Annotated in this window: 19 protein-coding genes; 3 read left to right on the top strand and 16 right to left on the bottom strand. The window is 66.9% G+C overall.

Going from position 1 to position 18,142, the window contains the following annotated elements; genetic code table 11:
- Window positions 1-22: 22 nt before the first annotated feature.
- Together XM1_RS03495 and cobO are read right to left on the bottom strand one after the other, a co-directional pair.
- Window positions 23-2,812: a [protein-PII] uridylyltransferase gene (locus tag XM1_RS03495; RefSeq protein ID WP_068429820.1), complete on the bottom strand. Its 2,790-nt coding sequence runs from the start codon at window positions 2,810-2,812 to the stop codon at window positions 23-25.
- Window positions 2,813-2,931: 119 nt separating this feature from the next.
- Entirely contained in the window at window positions 2,932-3,537 is a 606-nt protein-coding gene (gene cobO, locus XM1_RS03490) for a cob(I)yrinic acid a,c-diamide adenosyltransferase (protein WP_068429817.1), read from the bottom strand.
- Window positions 3,538-3,672: 135 nt separating this feature from the next.
- Here cobO and pstB point away from each other — a divergent pair, with 135 nt between their 5' ends.
- Together pstB and phoU are read left to right on the top strand one after the other, a co-directional pair.
- Window positions 3,673-4,449, top strand: a complete 777-nt coding sequence (pstB, locus tag XM1_RS03485; protein WP_068429814.1) for a phosphate ABC transporter ATP-binding protein PstB — start codon at window positions 3,673-3,675, stop codon at window positions 4,447-4,449.
- 123 nt (window positions 4,450-4,572) lie between these two features.
- Window positions 4,573-5,292 (top strand): phosphate signaling complex protein PhoU, encoded by a 720-nt coding sequence (phoU, locus tag XM1_RS03480; RefSeq protein ID WP_068429812.1) that lies wholly within the window; start codon window positions 4,573-4,575, stop codon window positions 5,290-5,292.
- A 67-nt stretch (window positions 5,293-5,359) separates the two neighbouring features.
- Here the strand turns inward: phoU and XM1_RS03475 are convergent, their stop codons facing one another.
- From XM1_RS03475 to XM1_RS03410, 14 genes are all read right to left on the bottom strand, one after another.
- Window positions 5,360-6,361, bottom strand: a complete 1,002-nt coding sequence (locus XM1_RS03475) for an inorganic phosphate transporter (RefSeq protein ID WP_068429809.1) — start codon at window positions 6,359-6,361, stop codon at window positions 5,360-5,362.
- A gap of 9 nt (window positions 6,362-6,370) precedes the next feature.
- Entirely contained in the window at window positions 6,371-7,012 is a 642-nt protein-coding gene (locus XM1_RS03470) for a DUF47 domain-containing protein (protein WP_068429805.1), read from the bottom strand.
- Window positions 7,013-7,088: 76 nt separating this feature from the next.
- Entirely contained in the window at window positions 7,089-7,811 is a 723-nt protein-coding gene (gene trmB / locus XM1_RS03465; protein WP_068429800.1) for a tRNA (guanosine(46)-N7)-methyltransferase TrmB, read from the bottom strand.
- Between the two features lie 7 nt (window positions 7,812-7,818).
- A complete protein-coding gene (metK, locus tag XM1_RS03460) occupies window positions 7,819-9,030 on the bottom strand; it encodes a methionine adenosyltransferase (RefSeq protein ID WP_369816046.1) in 1,212 nt (403 codons plus the stop codon).
- Between the two features lie 175 nt (window positions 9,031-9,205).
- On the bottom strand, window positions 9,206-9,700 hold the full coding sequence (locus XM1_RS03455; protein WP_068429792.1) for a helix-turn-helix domain-containing protein: 495 nt from the start codon (window positions 9,698-9,700) through the stop codon (window positions 9,206-9,208).
- 148 nt (window positions 9,701-9,848) lie between these two features.
- A complete protein-coding gene (gene lnt / locus XM1_RS03450; protein ID WP_068429787.1) occupies window positions 9,849-11,384 on the bottom strand; it encodes an apolipoprotein N-acyltransferase in 1,536 nt (511 codons plus the stop codon).
- Window positions 11,381-12,301: a hemolysin family protein gene (locus XM1_RS03445; protein ID WP_068429784.1), complete on the bottom strand. Its 921-nt coding sequence runs from the start codon at window positions 12,299-12,301 to the stop codon at window positions 11,381-11,383. The genes lnt and XM1_RS03445 overlap by 4 nt, the downstream gene beginning before the upstream one ends.
- A 6-nt stretch (window positions 12,302-12,307) precedes the next feature.
- On the bottom strand, window positions 12,308-12,802 hold the full coding sequence (ybeY, locus tag XM1_RS03440) for an rRNA maturation RNase YbeY (protein ID WP_068429781.1): 495 nt from the start codon (window positions 12,800-12,802) through the stop codon (window positions 12,308-12,310).
- Window positions 12,799-13,788, bottom strand: a complete 990-nt coding sequence (locus XM1_RS03435) for a PhoH family protein (RefSeq protein WP_068429776.1) — start codon at window positions 13,786-13,788, stop codon at window positions 12,799-12,801. Before XM1_RS03435 ends, ybeY begins: the two co-directional genes overlap by 4 nt.
- Window positions 13,785-15,101: a tRNA (N6-isopentenyl adenosine(37)-C2)-methylthiotransferase MiaB gene (gene miaB / locus XM1_RS03430; protein ID WP_068429772.1), complete on the bottom strand. Its 1,317-nt coding sequence runs from the start codon at window positions 15,099-15,101 to the stop codon at window positions 13,785-13,787. The genes XM1_RS03435 and miaB overlap by 4 nt, the downstream gene beginning before the upstream one ends.
- Before the next feature lie 49 nt (window positions 15,102-15,150).
- On the bottom strand, window positions 15,151-15,960 hold the full coding sequence (locus tag XM1_RS03425) for a 1-acyl-sn-glycerol-3-phosphate acyltransferase (protein WP_068429769.1): 810 nt from the start codon (window positions 15,958-15,960) through the stop codon (window positions 15,151-15,153).
- Entirely contained in the window at window positions 15,957-16,763 is an 807-nt protein-coding gene (locus XM1_RS03420; protein WP_068429765.1) for a GNAT family N-acetyltransferase, read from the bottom strand. Before XM1_RS03420 ends, XM1_RS03425 begins: the two co-directional genes overlap by 4 nt.
- A gap of 45 nt (window positions 16,764-16,808) precedes the next feature.
- Window positions 16,809-17,240: a Fur family transcriptional regulator gene (locus XM1_RS03415; RefSeq protein WP_068429761.1), complete on the bottom strand. Its 432-nt coding sequence runs from the start codon at window positions 17,238-17,240 to the stop codon at window positions 16,809-16,811.
- A gap of 119 nt (window positions 17,241-17,359) precedes the next feature.
- Window positions 17,360-17,779, bottom strand: a complete 420-nt coding sequence (locus tag XM1_RS03410) for a MucR family transcriptional regulator (RefSeq protein WP_068429757.1) — start codon at window positions 17,777-17,779, stop codon at window positions 17,360-17,362.
- A 99-nt stretch (window positions 17,780-17,878) separates the two neighbouring features.
- Between XM1_RS03410 and XM1_RS03405 the strand changes: the two genes are divergently transcribed.
- On the top strand, window positions 17,879-18,127 hold the full coding sequence (locus tag XM1_RS03405; protein WP_068429753.1) for a sulfurtransferase TusA family protein: 249 nt from the start codon (window positions 17,879-17,881) through the stop codon (window positions 18,125-18,127).
- The last annotated feature ends 15 nt before the right edge of the window (window positions 18,128-18,142 follow it).

Below are 18,142 nucleotides of genomic sequence, written 5' to 3'. Positions count from 1 at the left end.
CAGGAGAAATACAAGGCGGCGGTCATTCCGCCGCCTTGGTTCCGCCCGCCGCCTTGGCCTCGGTCTTCGCCGCCGGGTCTTCCAGGGCGGCCAGCAGGGCCGCCTTGATCTGGTCGAGCTTGCGGCCATGTTCGATCTTATGGCCGAACACGTCCTTGACGTAGAACACGTCCACCACCCGCTCGCCATAGGTGGAGATGTGGGCTGACGAGATCTGCAGCCCCACATTGGTCATGGCGTTGGTGATGTCGTAGAGCAGGCCCGGCCGGTCGCGGCCGTTGACCTCGACCACGGTGTGGGACCGCGACGGCTTATTGTCCACCAGCACGCGGGGCGGCACCTTGAAGACGTGGGCGCGGCTGGGCAGCTTGCCTTTCCGGGCCGCCAGCTCGCGGTCGAGGCGGGTGCGGCCCGACAGCACCTGCTCGACGCAGGTGGCCAGCTTGGCCAGCTTGGCCGGGCTGTCGAAGGCGCCGCCGTCGGAATCCTGGATGCAGAAGGTGTCCAGCGCCATGCCGTTGGCCAGGGTGATGATCTTGGCGTCGACGATGTTGGCCCCCGACACCGCCATGGCGCCGGCGATCTGCGAGAACAGGCCGGGATGGTCGCCGGTATAGACGACGATCTCGGTGACGGCGCGGTGGCTGTCCACCCGGGGTTCGACGGTGAGCGGCGCCTTGACCGCCTCGGCTTCCCGCACCAGCCGGGCGTGGCGCAGATGGATGGGGGTGTCGAAGGTGGTCCAATAGGTGGAATAGCCGCGCGCGATATGGGCCTCGATCTCCTCGGGTGGCCAGGCCAGCTTGAACAGCTCGGAGCGCAGCGCGTCCTGGGCCGCCTTGACCCGGGCGGCGCGCGCCGTGCCAGAAAGGCCGCCGGTCATCACCTCCATGGCGCGGGAATAAAGCTCGCGCAGCAGGCCGGCCTTCCAGGCGTTCCACACGGTGGGCCCCACGGCGCGGATGTCGGCGACGGTGAGGCAGAGCAGCAGGCGCAGGCGCTCGGGCGACTGGACCAGGGCGACGAAGTCGGAAATGGTCTTGGGGTCGTCGATGTCGCGCTTGAAGGCGATGCGGCTCATGGACAGGTGCTCGCGCACCAGCCAGGCGGCGGATTCCGTTTCCTCGTCGGTGAGCCCTAGGCGCGGGCCCAGCTTCAGCACCACCTCGGCGCCCAGGGTGGAATGGTCGCCGCCCCTGCCCTTGGCGATGTCGTGGCAGAACACCGCGACGAACAGGGCGCGGCGCGACACCACCTGATGGATCACCTCGGACGAGGTGGGGGCCTCGGCCTTGAGGTCGCCGCGTTCCAGCGCGTGCAGCACGCCCAGCGCCTGCACCGTGTGCTCGTCCACAGTGTAGACGTGGTACATGTCGTACTGCATCTGGGCGACGACGCGGCCGAAATCGGGAATGAAGCGGCCCAAGACGCCGGATTCGTTCATGTGTCGCAGCGCCACTTCCGGGTTCTTGCGGCTGGTCAGCATCTCGACGAACAGCCGGTTGGCCGTGGGATCGACGCGCAAGGCCACATCGATGCGCTTCAGGTTGCGATGGACCATGTCCAGGGCGTGGGGGTGGATGTCCACGTCCTGCTCGAGCGCGGTGTGGAACAGGCGGATCATGGCCGCCGGGTCCTTCTCGAACTGGTCGGGGGTGCCGACGTCGAGGCGCCCGCCCTCCAGATGGAAGCCGGCCACGGTGGTGCGGCGCGAGAACAGGCGGCCCAGCTGAAGGCGCCGGGGCTTGCTCTTGAAGGTTTCCTCGGTCAGCGCGCAGAACAGCCGGGTCAGGTCGCCCACGTCCTTGGCGATCAGGAAGTAGTGCTTCATGAAGCGCTCGACGCCCCTGGAACAGGCGCGGTCGGCGTAATGCATGCGCACGGCGATCTCGGGCTGGACGTCGAAGGTGAGCCTGTCCTCGGGCCGGTCGGTCAGGTAGTGCAGGTGGCAGCGCACCGCCCACAGGAAGGCCTGGGCCTTGGCGAAGCGCCGCGCCGCCGGGCGCGAGATGATGCCCTTGTCGGCCAGTTCCGAGACGTCCTCGACGCGGTAGACGTATTTGGCGATCCAATAGAGGGTGTGCAGGTCGCGCAGGCCACCCTTGCCCTCCTTGACGTTGGGTTCCAGCACGTAGCGGGAATCGCCCATGGTGGAATGGCGCGAATCGCGCTCGGCCAGCTTGGATTCCACGAAGGCCTCGGCGGTGCCGTTCATCACCTCGGCCGAGTAGCGGGCCCACAGGTCGTCGAACAGCGCCCGGTCGCCCCACAGCCAGCGCATTTCCAGCAAAGCGGTGCGGATGGTGAGGTCGGCCTTGGCGTTCCTCACGCAATCCTCGGCCGAGCGGGTGGAGTGACCCACTTTCAGGCCCATGTCCCACAGCATGTAGAGGATGAACTCCACCACCTGCTCGTGATAGGGCATGCGCTTGTAAGGCAGCAGGAACAACAGGTCGATGTCGGAATGGGGCGAGAGCTCACCGCGCCCATAGCCGCCGACCGCCACCAGGCTCATGGTCTCGCCCGCCGTGCGCACGCCTTGGGGAAATTCGCGGTCGCAGGCGTAGTCGTGGACCAGACGGACCAGCTGGTCGATCAGGAAGCAGTTCTCGCGCACCGTGGCCGTACCGTCGCCGTGGACGTCGAAGCGGGAGCGCACCTCGGCGCGGCCCGAGGCCAGCACCTGCTTGAAGATCTCCAGCGCCCGCATGCGCCGCTTGTTCTTGGGCAGGTCCTCTTCCACCAGCGCGTCGAGGCGGGCGATGACCGCCTGGCGGTTGATGATGGCGCGCTGGCCTTTGATCTTGCTCATGGTCGGGTGCCGTCACCGCAGGATGTCGAAGGGCCGATTATAGGGGCCGGAGCCCGGCCCCCGCCAGCCCCTTCGGATGCGGATTGGGCATGCGGGCCTGACTGCCTGTCAAATGGGCACTAAAATTCAACTCCCGCCTGGGCCTTGACGCCGTCGCGGAAGGGGTGCTTCACCATGGTCATCTCGGTGACCAGATCGGCGGCCTCGATCAAGGGCGGCAGGGCGTTGCGGCCCGTCAGCACCGCGTGCTGGCCCTCGGGCCGGGCGCGGATGGCGGCCAGCACCGTCTCCAGGTCCAGGTATTCGTAGCGCAGCGCCACGTTGATCTCGTCCAGGATGACCATCTTGTATTCGGGATCGGCCAGCATGGCGGCGGCCAACTCCCAGGCCCGGGCGGCGGCGGCCATGTCGCGGGCGCGGTCCTGGGTCTCCCAGGTGAAGCCCTCGCCCATGGCGCGGAAGGTGACCAGGTCGCCGAAGCCCTCCATCACCCGGCGCTCGGCGGTGTCCCAGGCGCCCTTGATGAACTGGATGATGCCCACCTTCATGCCGTGGCCGACGCAGCGTATGGCCATGCCGAAGGCGGCGGTGGACTTGCCCTTGCCGGCCCCGGTATGGACGATCATCACGCCCCGCGCCCCGGTCTTCTTGGCCATCAGCTTGTCCCGGGACGCCTTCTTCTTGGCCATTTTCTCGCGGTGGCGCTGGTCGGTGTCCTCGGTCATGGTCTCTCCGGCGGAAATAGGGTGGGTTCGCCATAGATGGCGAGCGGGCGTCGGGGGTCAAGACTGAAACAAATCCTTCACGTTTTTCTCGCCCGGTCCGGCGGTATAAGCCCAGCGGATCAGTGGAAGGACGACATGACGGAACAAGCGGTCCAGCCCAAGATGACGGCAAGGGCGCTTGGCGTCCATTACGGCGGCAAGCCTGCGCTCAAGGACGTCGACCTGGATATCGCCGAGGGCGAGGTCACCGCCCTGATCGGTCCGTCGGGCTGCGGCAAGTCCACCTTCCTGCGCTGCCTCAACCGCATGAACGACACCATCCCCATCGCCCGGGTCACGGGCCGGGCCACCTTGGACGGCGAGGAGATCTACGGCGAGGCCGGCATGGATCCGGTGCTGCTGCGCGCCCGGGTCGGCATGGTGTTCCAGCGGCCCAATCCTTTTCCTAAGTCCATCTACGACAACGTGGCCTTCGGCCCGCGCCTGCACGGGCTGGCGGCCGAGGGCGACGAGATGGACACTCTGGTCCGTTCCAGCCTCGAGCGGGCCGGATTGTGGAAAGAGGTCAAGGACGTGCTGGCCAGCCAGGGCACCGGCCTGTCGGGCGGCCAGCAGCAGCGCCTGTGCATCGCGCGGGCCATCGCGGTGGCGCCCGAGGTGATTCTGATGGACGAGCCCTGTTCGGCGCTGGACCCCATCGCCACGGCGCGCATCGAGGAGCTGATCGACGAGCTGCGGGACGCCTTCACCATCGTCATCGTCACCCATTCCATGCAGCAGGCGGCCCGCGTGTCGCAGAAAACCGCCTTCTTCCACCTGGGCGAGATCGTCGAGGTGGGCGCCACCGAACAGATCTTCACGGCGCCCGCCAATGCGCTGACCCAGGGCTATATCACCGGCCGCTTCGGCTGACGCCAAGTCCATCGGGACTTGGCTAGGCCCAAAGGGCCGCGCGGCTTATGCCGCGGGAGCCAAGCGCGCGGAGGCGCGCGCCCGGCGCTTGAGGGGCTCAGTATGAAAGAGGAGTTACCGCACATGACCACCATCGGCGAACCGCATATCGTCAAATCCTACGATTCCGAACTGGCCCGGCTGGACGATTCCCTGGCCCGCATGGGGGGACTGGCCGAGGCGCAGCTGGCCTCGGCGCTGGACGCGCTGGAGCGGCGCGACAGCGAACTGGCCACCCGCGTCATGGAGGGCGACGCCCAGGTGGACGCCGTCGAGGCCTTCGTCAACGAGCAGACCGTGCGCGTGCTGGCCTTGCGCGCCCCCGTCGCCGACGATCTGCGCACCGTGGTGGCGGCCTTGAAGATCGCCGGCGAGATCGAGCGCATCGCCGATCTGGCCGCCAACGCCGCCAAGCGTTCGCTGGTCCTGAACCGTTTGCCGCCGGTGGAGCCCATGCGCTCGCTGCTGCGCTTGGGCCGCCTGGCGCTGGCCCTGGTCAAGGAGGTGATGGACGCCCATCTCGGCCACGACGCCGCCCGCGCCGTGGCGGCGCGCGATCGCGACCAGGAGATCGACGACGTCTACGCCTCGCTGTTCCGCGAGATCCTCACCTACATGATGGAAGATCCGCGCAACATCACGCCGTGCTCGCACCTGATGTTCATCGCCAAGAATTTCGAGCGCATCGGCGACCACGCCACCAACATCGCCGAACTGGCCCATTTCCGTATTCTCGGCCGGGCGGCGCTGCGAGAGCGCACCAAGAAGGACGATTCGTCCTTCGTGGGCGCCGATCCGGAATAAGGCCAAGCCTTGGGGCTTGGCTAGGCCCAAGGGGCCGTCCGGCGCTTGAGGGGCCGGAAAAGACGGCCTACCAGAACTTGGTGGACAGCCAGTAGAACAGGGCAGCGACCGAGCCGGCGGCGGGAATGGTGATCACCCAGGCGACCACGATGTTGCCGGCGATGTGCCAGCGCACCCCCGACACCTTGCGGGCCGAGCCGACGCCGATGATGGCTCCGGTAATGGTGTGGGTGGTCGACACCGGGATGCCCAGCCAGGTGGCGCCGAACAGGGTGGCGGCACCGGCGGCGTTGGCGCAGAAGCCGTCGATCTGCTTCATGTCGGTGATGCGCGAGCCCATGGTCTTGACGATGCGCCAGCCGCCGAACAGCGTGCCCAGGCCCATGGCGATCTGACAGGTCACCGCCACCCAGATGGGGACGTGGAACTCGCCGCCCAGCATGCCCTGGCTGAACAGCAGGGCGGTGATGATGCCCATGGTCTTCTGGGCGTCGTTGCCGCCGTGGCCCAGCGAATACATGGCGGCCGAGAAGAACTGCAGGATGCGGAACCGGCGGTCGACCACGAAGGGCGCGGTGCGCCGGCACAGCCATGACACGATCAGGATCAGGGTCATGGCCAGCACCAGGCCGATCAGCGGCGACAGCACGATGGCCGAGCCGGTCTTCATGAAGCCGGCGGGGACCAGGGCGGCCAGGCCGCCCTTGGCGATGCCGGCGCCGGCGATACCGCCGATCAGGGCGTGGGAGCTGGACGAGGGAATGCCTAAGCCCCAGGTGATGACGTTCCAGGCGATGGCCCCCATCAGGGCGCCGAAGATCACATGGGTGTCCACCAGTCCGGGCTCGACGATGCCGGTGCCGATGGTCTTGGCGACGCTGGTGGTGAAGAACACCAGGGCGATGGTGTTGAAGAACGCCGCCCAGGCCACCGCGTATTTGGGCGAGAGCACGCGGGTCGAGACCACCGTGGCGATGGAATTGGCCGCGTCGTGCAGCCCGTTCAGGAAGTCGAACACCAGGGCCGTGATGACCAGGGCGACGATGATGGGAAAGGCGACGGATTCCATCGGCTGGGCCTAGACCTGTTCGATCACCACCGTCTCGATGACGTTGGCCACGTCGTCGAAGCGGTCGGAGACCTTTTCCAGCCGCTGATAGATCTCCTTGCGGGTGATCAGCTTGACCGGGTCCTTCTCGGTGGCGAACAGGGCGCGCAGACCCTCGTGCTGGCGCTTGTCGGCGGCGCTTTCCTGGCGGCCGATGGCGTCGCACAGCTCGTTGATGGCCGCCGCGTTGCGGGTGACTTCGCGCATCAGCGGAATGGCCTTGGTCAGCAGATGGGCGCATTCGGTGATGCCGGTGGCCAGCGCCCGCATGTCGGGGGTGAACTCGGTGACGCCGTAGAGGTCGACGCGCTGGGCCACTTCCTCGATGGTGTCGACCGCGTCGTCCATGGTGGTGATCAGGCGGTGGATCTGGTCACGGTCGAAGGGGGTGATGAACGAGCGGTGCAGGGCCTGCAGGGTCTCGCGGGTGATGAGGTCGGCCTCGCCCTCGAAGGCGCAGATCTGCTTGAAATGCAGGCCGATGTCGGCGCCGTCCCCCATCATGGCTTCCAGGGCCTTGGCGGCCGAATGGATCTTTTCCGCATGCTGGGCGAACAGCCCGACGAATTCCTCTTCCTTGGGCATCAAGGCACGGAACATGCGGAAAAACATGGGGGAACCCCTGGACAGTTGCGACTTTGGCGCCTCAATAACACATATGACCGGAAGATGACACGGTTGGAATCGCCTAAGGGGCCTGTCGTGCACGCCGACGATAGAGGAAGAATACCGGGGCCCGTCCGGTGATGCATTTCTGTTCGTAGCGGGTGGCGGGCCAGTCGGCCGGCACCAGGGCGCGGTCGGCGGTGGCCAGGATCTTCTCGAAGGCGGGGTGGGCGTCCAGGTGGCGGGCGGCCCAGGCCACGTAGACGGGATCGTCGCTGGCGACGCGCAGTTCGCCGCCGTCTTCCAGAATCCGGGCCAGCACGTCCAGGGTCTCCGGGCCGATGAAGCGCCGGTCGGCGTGGCGGGTCTTGGGCCAGGGATCGGGGAACAGCACGAAGACGCGCCCCAGAGAGGCATCGGGCAAGGCGGGCAGCAGCAGCCGGACGTCCTCGGGGAAGATGCGGACATTGCCCAGGCCGCGGGCCTGGACATGGCCCAGCAGGCTGGCGATGCCGTTCCTGAAGACTTCGCAGCCGATGAGTCCCACGTCTGGGTTGGCTTCGGCCTGATCGGCCACGTGCTCGCCGCCGCCGAATCCCACCTCCAGCCACACCGAGCGCATGGCGCCGGGAAACAGCAGAGCGGGCTCGACGCGCTCGCCCGGCTCAGGGGTGGCCAGGCTGAGGCGCGGCAGCAGGTCGTCGATCAAGCCAAGGGCGTTGCGGCGCAGGGCCTTGCCCTGGCGCCGACCGAAAAAACGCGGCCGCTCGGCGGCCGCGTTCTCTTTTTCGGTATCCCGGCTCATGGAAGGCTTAGAAGGCCTTCTTGAGCTGCTCCACCAGGTCGGTCTTCTCCCACGAGAAGCCGCCGTCGGCGTCCGGGCTGCGGCCGAAATGGCCGTAGGCCGCGGTGCGGGCGTAGATGGGCTTGTTGAGACCCAGATGGGTGCGGATGCCGCGGGGCGACAGATCCACCAGCTGCTGCAGCACGATGGCCAGCTTGTCCTCGTCCACCTTGCAGGTGCCCGAAGTGTCCACGTAGACCGACAGCGGCTTGGAGACGCCGATGGCATAGGACAGCTGGATCACGCACTTGTCGGCCAGGCCCGAGGCGACCACGTTCTTGGCCAGATAGCGGGCGGCATAGGCGGCCGAGCGGTCGACCTTGGTCGGATCCTTGCCCGAGAAGGCGCCGCCGCCATGGGGAGCCGCGCCGCCATAGGTGTCGACGATGATCTTGCGGCCGGTGAGGCCGGTGTCGCCGTCCGGGCCGCCGATGACGAAGCGGCCGGTCGGGTTGACGTAGAACTGGTCGTCGGCGGGCATCCAGCCTTCGGGCAGCACGTTCTTGACGTGGGGACGGACGATTTCCTTGATGTCGGCCTGGGACAGGCCGTCCACGTGCTGGTGCGAGACCACCACCGAGGTGGCGCGGACCGGCTTGCCGTCACGGTATTCCAGGGTGACCTGGCTCTTCGAGTCGGGCAGCAGCTGGGGGGCGGCGCCGGAATGGCGGGCCTCGGCCAGGCTCTTCAGGATCTCGTGGGAGTAGTAGATGGGGGCCGGCATCAGCACCGGGGTCTCATTGCAGGCATAGCCGAACATGATGCCCTGGTCGCCCGCACCCTCGTCCTTGTCGGTGCCGGCGTCGACGCCCTGGGCGATGTCGGCTGACTGCGAGTGGACGCGGTTGATGATCTCGGCGTTCTTCCAGTGGAAGCCTTCCTGCTCGTAGCCGATGTCCTTGACCGCGTGGCGGGCCAGCTCGTCCATCAGGGCGGCGTTGACCGAAGCCGGGCCGCGCACTTCGCCGGCCATGACGATCAGGTTGGTGGTCACCAAGGTCTCCACCGCCACGCGGGCGAAGGGGTCGGCGCCCAGGAACGCATCGACGACGGCGTCGGAAATCCGGTCGGCGACCTTGTCGGGGTGGCCTTCGGACACGGATTCACTGGTAAACAGGAAGTTCTTCTTGGACACGGGGCTTACCCTCCTAGATCCAACAAAAATTGGGACCTGGGGCATCAACACGCGGATGAACGCCATCGTGATGCACCCACTTAGCCGAAATCAGCGTGGCGGCAAGCGGTCAAAATCTCCACGGGAGCGGTCACACCGCTCCGGGGGGTTCTTCTGACAGGCGAAGGGGCGACTCGTCAAGACGAATCGCCCCGGGGCCAAAATCCGGAATTTCAAAGGGTTATTTCTTCACCTCGCCGACCGCCGCCAAGGCCTTGGCCAGGTCGTAGACCCGGCGGCGAACCTGGGGATCGGTGATGCTGTAATAGGCGCGGACCAGTTCCAGCGTCTCGCGCTTGGTCATGGGGTCGGCCTCGAAGCTGGCGGGCTCCTCGCTCAGGCCGGACACCCCGCGGGCGACCGCCACCGGGCTCTGGTCCTGGACCGTCTCGGCCATGTCGTCGAAGAAGAACGACACCGGCACGTCGAGCACGCGGGACAGGTCGAACAGCCGGCTTGCCCCGATGCGGTTGGCGCCGCGCTCGTACTTCTGCACCTGCTGGAAGGTCAGGCCGATGGATTCGCCCAACTTCTCCTGGCTCATCCCCATCAGGGTGCGGCGCAGACGGACCCGTCCCCCCACATGGATGTCGACCGGGTTGGGCTGGCCCGAGGGAAGGCGGCCCCGGGATGAACCACGGTGGGGAGAAGCGGATTTATGATTGCTGTTGGCCATGGTTGCTTCCTAATAGGTCGTTGGATGCCGCGCCCTCAGTACTCTCAGTTGTAATTGCACCATAAGGGCATGATTGTATACAGACAACACGGTAAGGCCGTGCCGCCCATCTCTATAGACATATGCCCTATGTATGTATGATCTGCTTCTAGTTCAACCGTCGCAACAAAAATCCCGCCAGCGCGGTCAGAACGAGAAGGATGCCGGGGATGATGTCGCCCAATCGGCTGTACAGGGTGGGAGCCAGGGCCTGCGGCAGGGGCGCGTCGAGAATGCCCTTTTCCCCGAGCGGCAGGCTGCCGACCAGGCGGCCGGCCGGGTCGATCACCGCCGAAATGCCGGTATTGGCGGCGCGGGCCTGGGGCAGGCCTTCCTCGATGGAACGCATGCGCGACGCGGCCAGATGCTGGTGCGGTCCCGACGAGATGCCGAACCAGCCGTCATTGGTGACGTTGAGAATCCAGCCCGGCCGGGGCTGGTGGCGGGCGACCACGGTGTTGGGGAAGATGGCCTCGTAGCAGATCAGCGGAGCCGCCGCCGGCAGGCCGGGCAGGTCCAGGCTGACGGGCCCGGGCCCGGCCGAGAAATCGGTGCCGCCATGGGTGATCTTGGCGATGGGCAGGATGCCCCTGAGCGGCACGTACTCGCCGAAGGGCACCAGATGGACCTTGTCGTAGATGGCGGCGATGCCGGCCTCGGGGGTCACCGCCATCAGCGAGTTCCAGATCTGGAACGGCTCGACGCCCTTGGGCGTGATGCGCGGCGCGCCGGTCAGCAGCAATCCACCGCTGGGCGCCGCCGCCGCCGCCATCTGGCGGTGCAGGCGGTCGAGATCGAGGAAGAAGGACACGGCGGTCTCGGGCCAGATCACCGTGGTGACCTTCTCGAAGCCGGGGCCGCGGGTGAGTGCCACGTGCTCGCGCAGATTGGCTTCCCGCTGGTCGTCCTTCCACTTGTTGGCTTGGGCCACGGCGGCTTGGACGATGCGCAGCTGGATGCCGGGCACCAGCTCCTGCGGATTGAGCGCCAGGCGTGCCGTGCCGCCGGCCCACAGCAGGGCGGGCAGGCCCAGCGTGACGGCGGCCACGGCGCGGCGGTATCCGGGACCGGCAAGCAGGGCGGGGGCCAGCGCCATCAGATAGGTGAGCAGGGAGAGGCCCCAGATGCCGCCGAAGGCCCCGAACTGCAGCACGCCTAAGCTGATGTCCCAGACCGAGCCCATGGGGTTCCAGGGCAGCCCGGTCATGACCCAGGACCGCGCCCACTCGGCCAGGGTGAAGGCCACGGCCAGGGCGGGAATGCGGGCCACCCTTTTCAGGCGGCACAGATGGACGCCCAGGGTGGCGAGGCCGAAGAAAGTGGCCAGCACCGAGGACAGCCCGAACACGGCGAAGGGGATCATCCAGCCGAATTTGGCGGCGTCGGTGAGCAGGGCGATGGAAATCCAGTACAGGCCCACCGCGAACCAGCCGGTGAACCACCAGAAGCCGGAGCCGAAGGCGGCGCGTCTGGTGGTGGCGGCCTCCAGGCTCCAGACCACGGGGGGAAAGGCCAGGAACAGGGCCGGCAGCACCAGGGTGGGCGGCAGCGCCAGCGCCGCCACGGCGCCGAGCCCCATCAGCGTCAACCGTCGCCGCCAGCCGGAAAGCGCGCAGAAGCGATCCTTCAGGTGTTCCATCGTCATTCCGTGACCGCCGGTTCCGGAGTGGCCACCCGGCGGACCCGCACCCGCTTCACCCGGCGGGGGTCGGCGTCCAGGACCTCGAATTCCAGCCCGGCGGAATGGGTGATCAGCTCGCCCCGGGACGGCACCCGCCCGGCGACGAAGGACACCAGCCCGCCCAGGGTCTCCACCTCGTCCCGCTCCTCGTCGGTCAGCACGGCGCCCATGCGGTCCTCGAACTCGGCGATGGCGGTGCGGCCGTCGGCCTCGACGGCGCCGTCGTCGCGGACGACCAGTTCCGGCTCTTCGTCCTGGTCGTGCTCGTCCTCGATCTCGCCGACGATCTGCTCCACCAGATCCTCGATGGTGACCAATCCGTCGATGCCGCCGTATTCGTCCACCACCAGAGCCAGGTGCGAGCGCTTGAGCCGCATCTCCAAAAGCAGGTCGGTGACCCGCATGGAGGGCGCCACGAACTGGACGCGCCGCGCCAGACGCGGCAGGTTGAATGGCTTGCCCTGGCCCATCACCTCCAGCAGGTCCTTGATGTGGACCATGCCGATGACGTCGTCGAGCGAGCGGCGATAGACCGGCAGGCGGGAATGGCCGCAGCCGATGAACAGCGCGATCAGCCCCTCCAGGGTGGTCTTGGCCTCCACCGCCACGATGTCGGCGCGGGGCACCATGACGTCGTAGGCGGTGACGTCCCTCAGGTGCAGGATGTTGCCGAGCAACTGGCGCTCGTGCTCGTCGATGGGGATTTCGGCGCTGTCGCGATCCTCGATCAGCTCTTCCAGCGCGTCGCGGACGGTCTCGGCCCCCTTGGGGCGGCGGTGGCCCCGCAGCCAGCCGCGCATGGCGCCGAACAGCGAGTCGTCGCCGGACTTCTTGTGGTTTGCCCCGTTCTCACGGGGCGGGCTACTGCCAGGGTCGTTCATGAACCTTTATTGCTCTCCATAGGGGTCGGGAATGCCGAGCGCCGCCAGCAAGGTGGTCTCCAGCGCCTCCATCTCGGCGGCCTCGTCCTCGTCCATGTGATCATAGCCCAACAGATGCAGGACGCCATGGACAACTAGATGACTGAAATGATCGGCCAGATCCTTGCCCTGGTCGCGCGCCTCGGCGGCGCAGGTCTCGAAGGCCAGGATCACGTCGCCCAGCAGCAGCGGCGCGCCGGGGACGATTGGGGCGTCCTCGTCGTCGAGCGAGGCGAAGGACAGCACGTTGGTGGGCTGGTCCTTGCCCCGCCAGTCGCGGTTGAGGCCTTGCACCGTCTCGTCGTCGGCCAGCACGATGGACAGCTCGACCACGCCGTCGGGCAGGTCGACGGCGCCCAGCGCGGTGGCGGCGAGGCGGCCGCAGCGGGCCTCGGCATCGGGCATGGCCTCGGTCCAGCTGGCGCAGGGAATATCGACGGCGATTTCGATGGTGACGGTCATTTGTCCCTGCCCTTGGCCTTGGCTTCGCGGTCGGCCCCCTTGGCTTCACGATCAGCTCTGTCATAGGCCCGCACGATGCGGGTCACCAGATCGTGGCGCACCACGTCACGATCGGTGAAGCGCACGAAGCGCACGCCCTCCATGCCGTCCAGGATGTGGATGGCGTCCAAGAGGCCCGAGCGCACGCCGGGCGGCAGGTCGGTCTGGCTGACGTCGCCGGTCACCACCATGCGCGAATGCTCGCCCATGCGGGTCAGGAACATGCGCATCTGCATGGAGGTGGTGTTCTGGGCCTCGTCCAGGATGATGAAGGAATTGGCCAGGGTGCGGCCGCGCATGAAGGCCAGCGGCGCCACCTCGATCTCGCCGGCCAGCAGCTTCTTGGCCACCTGGTCGCCGGGCAGCATGTCGTAGAGCGCGTCGTAGAGCGGACGCAGATACGGGTCCACCTTGTCCTTGAGGTCGCCGGGCAGGAAGCCTAGGCGCTCGCCCGCCTCGACGGCCGGACGCGACAAGATGATGCGGTCCACCTCGCCCGCCACCATCATGGAGACCGCCTTGGCCACCGCCAGATAGGTCTTGCCGGTGCCGGCGGGGCCTAAGCCGAAGGTCAGCGGCGCCTCGCCCAAGGCCCGGATGTATTCGGCCTGGGTGGGGGTGCGCGCCGCGATGTGGCGCTTACGGGTGCGGATGACCACGTCGCCGGCCGGGCCTTCATGGTGGGCCATGCGTACCGCCGAATCCACGTCGGCGGTCTCCAGGTGTCCCTGGCGCTTGGCCGCGGCGTAGAGGCTGTCCAGGACGCGGGCCGCCTCGGCGGCGGCATCCGGAGTGCCCGAGATGGTCACCGTATTGCCGCGCACGTCCAGGCCGACGCCCAGATGGCCTTCGATGCGGTCGAGATTGGCGTTATGGGGGCCGAACAGCACCTGGGCCAGGGCGTTGTCGGGAAATTCGCGAACCAGGGATGCGTCGCCAGGATTCATGCCGGCACCGCCTCCAGGCTGTTGGGATGCACCTTGACGATGCGCACCGGCGCCACGGTGCCGATCAGATGGGCGGCGGCCTTGACGTGGACCGGCTGCATATAGGGCGAGCGGCCCAGCAGCTGGCCCTCGTAGCGGCCGGGCCGGTCGAGCAGGACGCGCATCTCGCGCCCGACGCAGGCCTGGTTGAAGCGGGCGGTCTGCTCCAGCAGCAGGGCCTGCAGGGCGGCCAGACGCTCTTCCTTCACCTTTTCCGGGATCTGCCGCTCCATGGCGGCGGCCGGGGTGCCGGGGCGCGACGAGTACTTGAAGGAATAGGTCTGGACGAAGCCCACCTCGCGCACCAGCGACATGGAGTCCTCGAAATCGGCATCGCTTTCGCCGGGGAAGCCGACGATGAAGTCCGACGACAGGGCCAGGTCGGGGCAGGCCGTCTTCAGCTTGTCCACCAGCCGCAGATAGGTGGCGCGGTCGTGGCCCCTGTTCATGGCGGCGAGAATGCGGTCCGAGCCCGACTGCACCGGCAGGTGCAGGAAGGGCATCAGCTGGGGGAGTTCCGCATGGGCCCGGATCAGCTCGTCGTCCATGTCGCGGGGATGCGACGTGGTGTAGCGGATGCGCTCGACGCCCGAAACCTCGGCCAGTTCGCGGATCAGGCGGCCCAGCGTCCAGCCGTCGCCGCCGTGCCAGCCGTTGACGTTCTGCCCCAGCAGCGTGATCTCGCGCACGCCGTCCTTGGCCAGCTTGGCCGCCTCGGCCAGCACGGCGGCGGCCGGGCGCGAATACTCGGCGCCGCGGGTATAGGGCACCACGCAGAAGGTGCAGAACTTGTCGCAACCCTCCTGCACCGACAGGAAGGCGCTGGTGCCCTCGGCATGGGGTTCGGGCAGGAAGTCGAACTTGGGCTCGACCGGGAATTCGGTGTCGAGTACGGCGCCGCCGGCCCGCGACGCCTGGGCCACCATCTCGGGCAGGCGGTGATAGGTCTGCGGCCCCAGCACGATGTCGACGAAGGGAGCGCGGCGCAGGATCTCCTCGCCCTCGGCCTGGGCGACGCAGCCGGCCACCGCCAGGATCATCTTTTCCCCGGCCTCGGCCTTGGCGGTCTTGAGCTTGCGCAAGCGGCCCAGCTCGGAGAACACCTTCTCGGCGGCCTTCTCGCGGATGTGGCAGGTGTTGAGGATCACCATGTCGGCGCCCTCGGCCTCCTCGGCCGGGCCATAACCCAGCGGCGCCAGGACATCCGCCATGCGGGCGGAGTCATAGACGTTCATCTGGCAGCCGTAGGTTTTGACGAAAAGTCGCTTGGCCAATGTCTTACGCGTCCGGGAATCTCATGGTTAAGGAGCGGGGCCGCCCGAGTCAAGAATTCGCCGCCGGCCGTCCGGCCAGCATGCGGGTCAGCCCGTTGCTGATCACCGTGTGGCAATGGGCCGACAGCCCCTTGCGCGAGCCGAACTGGGCGACGGTGACCGGCGGGTGGAATTCCACCTCGACGGTGATGCGGCCCATGCCCAGCGCCCCAATCAGGTGGGGAGCCAGCGTCATGTCGCCGTACCAGGCGAGATGGGGGCGAAGCGCCCGGGTGATGGGCAGGCCGTCCAGCCTGGTATAGGCCACCGACACCGGCTGTACCGCCACGGGGCGCGGCATGCCGTCGGCTCCCCGCACCTCGCCCTCGGCCACCGAGAAGAACGAGCTCTTGAACGGCATCACCTGGTTGCCGTCGTTGGAGGTGCCCTCGGCGAACAGGATCAGCGATTCGCCCATGTCGAAGCGGGTGAGCAGGCCGTTTCTTTCCCGCGCCGTGGCGCCGCGGCTGCGCTCGATGAACACGGTGCGCGAGATGCGCGCCAGGAAGCCGAAGCCGGCCCAGCCCGCCACCTCGCTCTTGGCGACGAAATAGCCGTGCAGCAGGCTGCCCAGCACGATGATGTCGAGATAGGAGGCATGGTTGGCGACATAGAGCACCGGCGAGCCATCCTCCACCGGCTGACCGCGCACCACCACCTCATAGCCGATGATGGCCATGACGCCCCGCCAGTAGACGCGGGTATAGGCGGGCATGCGGGGCTTCGAGACCAGGCGCAGCACCAGGAAGGGCGGGAGCAGGGCCAGGGTCCACAGCACGAAGCCGAGGAAACGCAAGATAGCCACGGGGACGGAGATCATTCCTCGGACCATCCTGGAATAGTGCGGTCGTAATGGGCCCGATACTTGGCGGTGACCAGCTCGGTCTTGACCATGACGCAGACATCGGTGGTGTTGAACTGGTGGTCGATCACCGCGCCGTCGCCGACGAAGCCGCCGAGCCGCAGGTAGCCCTTGACCAGCGGCGGCAGCTCGGCCATGGCCCGGCGGGGCACCAGCGCCTCCTTGGGCAGCAGGTTCATGTCCACGTGCAGATGGGGCAGGGCCCTCGGGCGCAGGGTCTCCGGCGCCAGATGGTGGTGGTAGAGATAGGACAGGTGGCCGGCCAGGGCCTGGACGTCGGTGCCGGGCAGGCTGGCGCAGCCGAACATCAGCTCCACGTCGTTCTCGAAGACATAGACGGCGATGCCGTCCCACAGCTTCTTCATGGTGGCGCCGTTGCGGTAGCCGGCATCGACGCAGGACCGCCCCAGTTCCATGAAGCGGCCGCCATTGGCCAGGATATTGGCGATGTCGTACTCGCCGGCGGTGTAGAAGCGCCCGAAGGCCTCGCCCGCGCTTCGCTGCATCAGGCGGTAGGTGCCGACCACGCCGGCCGCGCCCTTGCCCCGTGCCCGGTCGATGACCAGCAGGTGGTCGCACACGGAATCGAAATCGTCGAAATCGGCAAGGCGGTCGCGCATGGCGTCCGACGGCTTGGCACCCATTTCCTCATAGAAGACGCGATAGCGCAAAGCCTGGGCGGCGGCCACTTCGGCTGCGCTTTCGGCGAGCCGGACCTCAAGCCCGTCGGCGACCTCGCGTGTCTCGGACACGGATTGCATGATTCCTCTGGTTCCGTCCTCGCGGCGCTGGTTCGACCGCAAAGCCTATTTGTCTTCCGGTTTGTCACCGGAAGTCAACGGAACTCCATAAAGTTCAAGGCGGTGCCCCACCAGGCGATAGCCGTAGCGCCGCGCGATCTCGCGCTGCAGGGCCTCGATCTCGGTGCTGCTGAACTCGATCACCTTGCCCGACTGCATGTCGATCAGGTGGTCGTGGTGGTCGCCGGCGGCTTCCTCGTAACGGGCGCGGCCATCGCCGAAATCATGGCGTTCGAGGATGTCCGCCTCTTCGAACAGCCGCACCGTGCGGTAGACGGTGGCGATGGAGATGTGGGGATCGATTGCCGTGGAACGGCGATACACCTCTTCCACATCGGGGTGGTCGGAGGACTCGGACAAGACGCGCGCGATGACCCGACGTTGGTCGGTCATCTTCATGCCCTTGTCGATGCAGCGTTGCTCGATGCGTGAAACCATTGCCGCGATCCGGTTGTCGACGGGGCCAGCGACGAACGGGGCGCCGAAAGGCACCCCGTCGGGCCGGGATTCCGGGATGATGCCCGGAACTCCCCACTTTGTCGAGAAGGCTCAGGCCTTTAGGTGGTCCGCTTGCGCTTGCGCGGCTTGGTGCCCAGGCCGATCTTCTTGGCCAGGCTCGAGCGGTGCTGCGCGTAATTGGGAGCCACCATGGGGTAATCGGCGGGCAGACCCCAGCGATCCCGGTATTCCTCGGGGCTCATGTTGTAGGCGGTCTTGAGGTGGCGCTTCAGCATCTTCAGCTTCTTGCCGTCCTCGAGACAGATGATGTAGTCGGGGGTGACCGACTTCTTCACGTTCACGGCGGGCTGGGGCCGTTCGGGCACCGCGGGGGCGCTGCCGACCGAAGCCAGGGTGCGATAAACTTCCTGAATCAGGTGGGGAAGATCGGCCACCGCCACGCTATTGTTGGCGACATGTGCGGCCACGATTTCCGTGGTCAGGCCCAGCAGGTCGCCGCTGTTCGAACGCTCCGACATTGAGAGCAGCCCTCCAATTTCATTCAGTGGGGCCTTATATAAATCCTTCGTACAAACCTGGCAATAACCATTACGACAAATGAAAGTGACACAATTCGCATGACTGAGAAGCCAAACTACAGCCTTGACATCACCAACGAAGTCTGTCCGATGACATTCGTGAAAACCAAGTTGCTGGTAGAGCGCATGGCCTGCGGAGAGATGGTCGAGGTGCGGTTGAAAGGTGCGGAACCGTTGGGAAATGTCCCGCGTTCTCTTGCCGAACTGGGGCACGAAATTCTTTCGATGACGCCCGAGCCCGGTGAAGGACCGGCGGGAATCCATCGCCTTGTCGTTTGCAAGAAATAAGCCCCATAGAAGCGT

Origin of the sequence: Magnetospirillum sp. XM-1, assembly GCF_001511835.1 — a bacterium.
GTDB lineage: Bacteria > Pseudomonadota > Alphaproteobacteria > Rhodospirillales > Magnetospirillaceae > Phaeospirillum.
Note: the sequence above shows the minus strand (reverse complement) of the source record. Positions and strands in the feature narration are given on the sequence as shown.